Genomic DNA, 4,575 nt, shown 5'->3' with positions numbered 1-4,575 from the left:
GAAGTGGGTTTCTTCGAGGAGCTCAAATCGACGTCCACACCGTTCCACAGCGATATTTCCGGAACCCCCACAGGACCAGCAATGAACCTCCACCCAACCTATAACCTCAACAAATAATCAAACCAAAAAAACACCGAAGGAATTATGCTCCTTCGGTGTTTTTTAATGTAGAGGTCTGGTTCAAGGTCCAAGACAGTTTCGCTTTACTTATCTTGGACCTTTATTAATAGCTTTTGCCATTACTCCTCCATTGTTGCGAACTTCTCTTTGATAGTGTTAGCTGAATTTTGAAGCTTGGCTTCTTCTTCTTCAGTTAACTTCAAATCATTGAGGTATTCGATTCCATTTTTGCCAACTACTGCTGGTTGACCAAGATAAGTGTCATATTTTTGATTGTAGGATGATACTGGACATTCTAGTTGTGAATCGGAAATTACTGACTGTGCTAATTTCACGGCACAGGTCGCGATCCCGAAGCTGGTATAGCCTTTTCCGGAGTGGATTGCCCAACCGCCACGTCTGATTTGTTCTTCTAGATCATCGAAGTCTAAGTTTTTGCCGTTTTCGGCGGCGTATTCTTCGATCGGATGATTGTTGATCGTTACGGTCGACCATGCTACGAATTGGGACTCGCCGTGTTCGCCTAGGACATAGCCACCGACATTTTTGTAGTTGGTGTCAAAGTTTTCGGCGACGATCCGTTGCATTCTGGCTGTATCCAAGAAGGTTCCGGTTGCCATGCACTGCTCTCTGGTAAAGCCTACGGTTCTTTGTAAGTAATGTGCAATGGCATCGCAAGGGTTCATTGTATCTACTAATACGCCATCAAATCCTGATGCAGCAATTTTTGGTGCGATATCTTTAACGATTTCCCGTGTGTATTCGAATTCTGCCCAACGATTGCCAGAGTTGTTGTCTAGTGCGTGGATATTTCCTGCTGTGACAAACAAAATGTCTGCGTCACTCAATTCAGAATAATCTTGGACCTTAATAGTAGTAGAAGTGTCCAATCTTGCTTGACAGTCCTCAAGGTCTAGTTGTTCTGCGACCGCTTTTGCTTCATTAGAATCAATCAAGACTAATTCATCTGCGATCCCTTTCGTTACTAATGTATATGCTACGGTCACACCAACGTGACCAACTCCGATTATTCCAAATTTTCTCATTGTTCTATCCTCGCTTTTTAAAAATTAAATTATTCTACTCGTTGTACCCATCCTTCAGGAGCTTCGACTGTCCCGAATTGGATACCTGTTAATGTGTCATAAAGTTTCTTAGTTACAGGACCAACTTCAGTTTCACTATGGAAGACGTGAAGTTTGCCGTTGTGTTCCAAGCCACCTAATGGTGAGATTACGGCAGCTGTACCACAGGCACCAGCTTCAGCAAATTGGTCAAGATCGTTAACGTCGATTTTTTCTTCTGAAGCACCGAGGCCTAAACGGTTTTCAGCGAGCCAGAGTAATGAATACTTGGTAACACTAGGTAAAATTGAAGGTGACTTAGGAGTCTTGAAGACGCCATCTTTAGTAATACCAAAGAAGTTAGCTGATCCAACTTCTTCAATGTACTTATGTTCAACTGGATCTAGGTAGACACAGTCAGCAAAGCCATTTTCGTGAGCATTTTCTGCTGGAAGTAAACTGGCAGCGTAGTTACCACCAACCTTAGCTTGACCAGTACCTTTGTGAGCGGCACGATCGTAGGCTGAAGTTGTAAAGTTAACTGGTGTAAGTCCACCTTTGAAGTAGTTACCTACTGACATTGCGAAAATTGTGAAAATGTATTCTGGTGCTTGGTGAACGCCGATTACGCCACCAGTACCGATAATCAATGGTCTGATATATAGTGTTCCTCCATTTCCGTATGGTGGAACAAAATCTGCATTTGCTTTAGCGACTTGTTTGACCGCGTCAACGAACTTGTCTTCTGGGAAGACAGGCATCAAGAGTCTTTCACAAGATCTCTTGAATCTAGCTGCGTTTTGATCAGGTCTAAACAATTGAATATGGTTATCAGGAGTTCTATATGCTTTCATACCTTCGAAGGCTGATTGACCATAATGTAAAACTGGTGAAGCTTCACTGATATGCAATGTACTTTCTTCAGTAAGGCCACCGTCTTGCCATTCGCCGTCTTTCCAATGGGCCGTGTAACGATAAGGTAAGTCCATATATTCAAATCCAAGATTATTCCAATCTAATTTTGATGCATCTGCTTTTGCCATGTGATTATCTCCTCTTACATTAAAAAATTTCACTCATTTCTAAAAAACAAAAAAAGATGGCCATGTTGAATAGATCAACTTGGCCATCTTCATTAGTCACCTTCTCATTCACCCAAACATCGAATTAAGGAGTCTCCAACAAAGCCCAAGTTGATTTGCAAAATAATCACGACAATAATAATAGCTAGCAAAATGTTAAACATTGTTGGTACCTCCTTGAATTTTTTACTTAGATTAGAGGAAAATTAGAACTAAGTTGTGTTTATAGTATAGCCGCCTCTAATACTTGTCAATAATTATTTTAAATAAATTTGCAATATATTTCGGCTTTTAATGAAGAAAACTTTTTTAAAAAAATTAAATACACTGATCTATCAGTCTTTATACGGATAATTTTAGTACGTGATCAAAGTGGTTGTTCTTAAATTAAAATTGAATTATTTGATGAATTTTATTTTAAACAGGGGTTGACATTTTATAATTTAAATTTAATAATGCTGTCAATAACTCAGGAGGCGTATATTTATGAAATACACAGTACTAGGTGCAGGCGCAACGGGCCTGCGATATGGAATGAAATACACAGTACTAGGTGCAGGCGCAATGGGCCTGCGATATGGAGTTTTACTTCAAGAGGCCGGCTATGATGTCGACTTTGTAGAGATCTGGGATCCACAAATTGAAAAAATTCGTGAGCAAAATGGTGTTTACGTTTCACGAGATCACGAGAACAAACATCTAGTGCCCGTCAAAATATATACACCTGAAGAATACAAAGGTGATCCTGACGTTTGGATTGTCTTTACAAAACAAATGCAATTGGCTGATGCATTGAAGCGGACAGCCCATGCATTCAAAGACCATCAATACGTAGTCTCACCAATGAATGGTATGGGACATATCGATAAATTGAATGGTTATTTCGATCAGCAGCACATCATCGGTGCCACTGCCCTGATCGGAACCGTTTTGAATGGTCCTGGTGACGTTGATTTTATCGGAGCTGCTGGTGCCGGTAGTATGAATATGGCCAACGAAACTGAAGTTCCCGATGAAACTACGCACAAAATTGTCGAAGAATTTACTAAAGCTAATCTTAATCCAACATTGACGACTAATTTTATGGGCACTTTGATGGCAAAAGTTATTTTTAATTCTGTTATCAATACTTTGTGTACGATGTTCGAGATCCAAATGGGTGAGTTTATTCAATCACCTGTTGCTGAAAAACTTGGTCGTCAATTGATCAACGAAGCTTTCGATGTTTGCGAACGTGCTGATATTAAGCTGTTGAATTCTCGTGAGGAGGAGTGGCAAACGGTTAAGTATGTAAGTACTACCACTAATCCGCTTCACTATCCTTCGATGTATCAGGATATGTCTAAGGGTCGTAATACTGAGGTTGATTATATTAATGGTTATATTTATGAGTTAGGTTTAAAGTATCATTATGAAGCTACTACGCACGATTTTTTGCGTAATTTGGTTCATTTGGCTGAGTTTGCTCGTGATTTTGATCCGGCGAGTTTGTTGGAAGATGCTGCTAAGGCTACTGATAAATAATTTTAATTTTGGAAAGACATCTGTTTAGATGTCTTTTTTTATTGTTAGCACGATCCCCACTTGTAAAAATGTAAGAGGAAATAAGCAGCAGTAGTGGTTTGGTTGTTTTTGTTTGTATTGAGATGTGCTGGGATTTGATTATGGAGCTTTGTTGTTTTGATGCTGGGGGGTGGTGGTAGTTTGGTTGTACGTTCAATTCCGGTTCCGGGTCGGGGCGCTATATGGGACTGGAACGCTGCCGACGCGGCTGAGCCCATATAGCGTCCCGACCCTCCACCTAGATAGTATTTATAATCCCCCCTTGGGTTGAGATTTACCGATTTATTTTGATCAAATCGGCACTTTTTGCTCGTCCTATTTCCCACATGTCTATCTCAATCTTCTCCAAAAATAGTAAAAACAAAAACAAAATCAAAAGCAAAAGTAAAACCAAGTTCAAGCACCAAACCAGATCGGATCTTATTCTAGTTTTGAATCAAACTTATACCCTAAGCTTTCGATGATGTTCTCCCTAAAAATCTAAAAGATAGATCTAGAAACCAAGATCGTAAGACCGTGAAAAAATAAGTTCACCTATTAAAACCAAACAACCTACCTGTGTTGAAATAAGTACCGTGTCCCACACCAACAAAGAAGTTTTATTCTACCTTAGGTCCTGTGGGGGTGGAAGGAATTCGCCGTCAGCCATGAAATTTCACTTAGCGGTTTACCGGTTCTTGTTGTACTTTGGTTAGCCATCAAGAAATTCATCAAGATCTAGGTTGCCTGTTGATTCCAAAAAGACT

At 40.0% G+C, this 4,575-nt stretch carries 3 protein-coding genes; 1 reads left to right on the top strand and 2 read right to left on the bottom strand.

Going from position 1 to position 4,575, the window contains the following annotated elements; all coding sequences use genetic code 11:
* Positions 1-239: 239 nt before the first annotated feature.
* The gene (locus EKM78_RS12285; protein WP_125772627.1) at positions 240-1,166 is read right to left on the bottom strand and encodes an L-lactate dehydrogenase; all 927 of its coding nucleotides are present in this window, start codon (positions 1,164-1,166) and stop codon (positions 240-242) included.
* A gap of 29 nt (positions 1,167-1,195) precedes the next feature.
* Positions 1,196-2,227: a branched-chain amino acid aminotransferase gene (locus tag EKM78_RS12280; protein ID WP_125772625.1), complete on the bottom strand. Its 1,032-nt coding sequence runs from the start codon at positions 2,225-2,227 to the stop codon at positions 1,196-1,198.
* A 573-nt stretch (positions 2,228-2,800) separates the two neighbouring features.
* Between EKM78_RS12280 and EKM78_RS12275 the strand changes: the two genes are divergently transcribed.
* On the top strand, positions 2,801-3,790 hold the full coding sequence (locus tag EKM78_RS12275; RefSeq protein ID WP_125772628.1) for a ketopantoate reductase family protein: 990 nt from the start codon (positions 2,801-2,803) through the stop codon (positions 3,788-3,790).
* Positions 3,791-4,575: the final 785 nt, after the last annotated feature.

It is taken from the genome of Companilactobacillus furfuricola (genome assembly GCF_003946325.1).
Taxonomy (GTDB): Bacteria; Bacillota; Bacilli; order Lactobacillales; family Lactobacillaceae; genus Companilactobacillus; species Companilactobacillus furfuricola.
The sequence above is the reverse complement of the archived record's forward strand: the minus strand, read 5'-3'. Positions and strand labels throughout refer to the sequence as shown.

Coding starts and splice junctions, on each gene's coding strand:
- EKM78_RS12285 (WP_125772627.1), bottom strand. CDS start 1,166: ATGAGAAAATTTGGAATAATCGGAGTTGGTCACGTTGGTGTGACCGTA.
- EKM78_RS12280 (WP_125772625.1), bottom strand. CDS start 2,227: ATGGCAAAAGCAGATGCATCAAAATTAGATTGGAATAATCTTGGATTT.
- EKM78_RS12275 (WP_125772628.1), top strand. CDS start 2,801: ATGAAATACACAGTACTAGGTGCAGGCGCAATGGGCCTGCGATATGGA.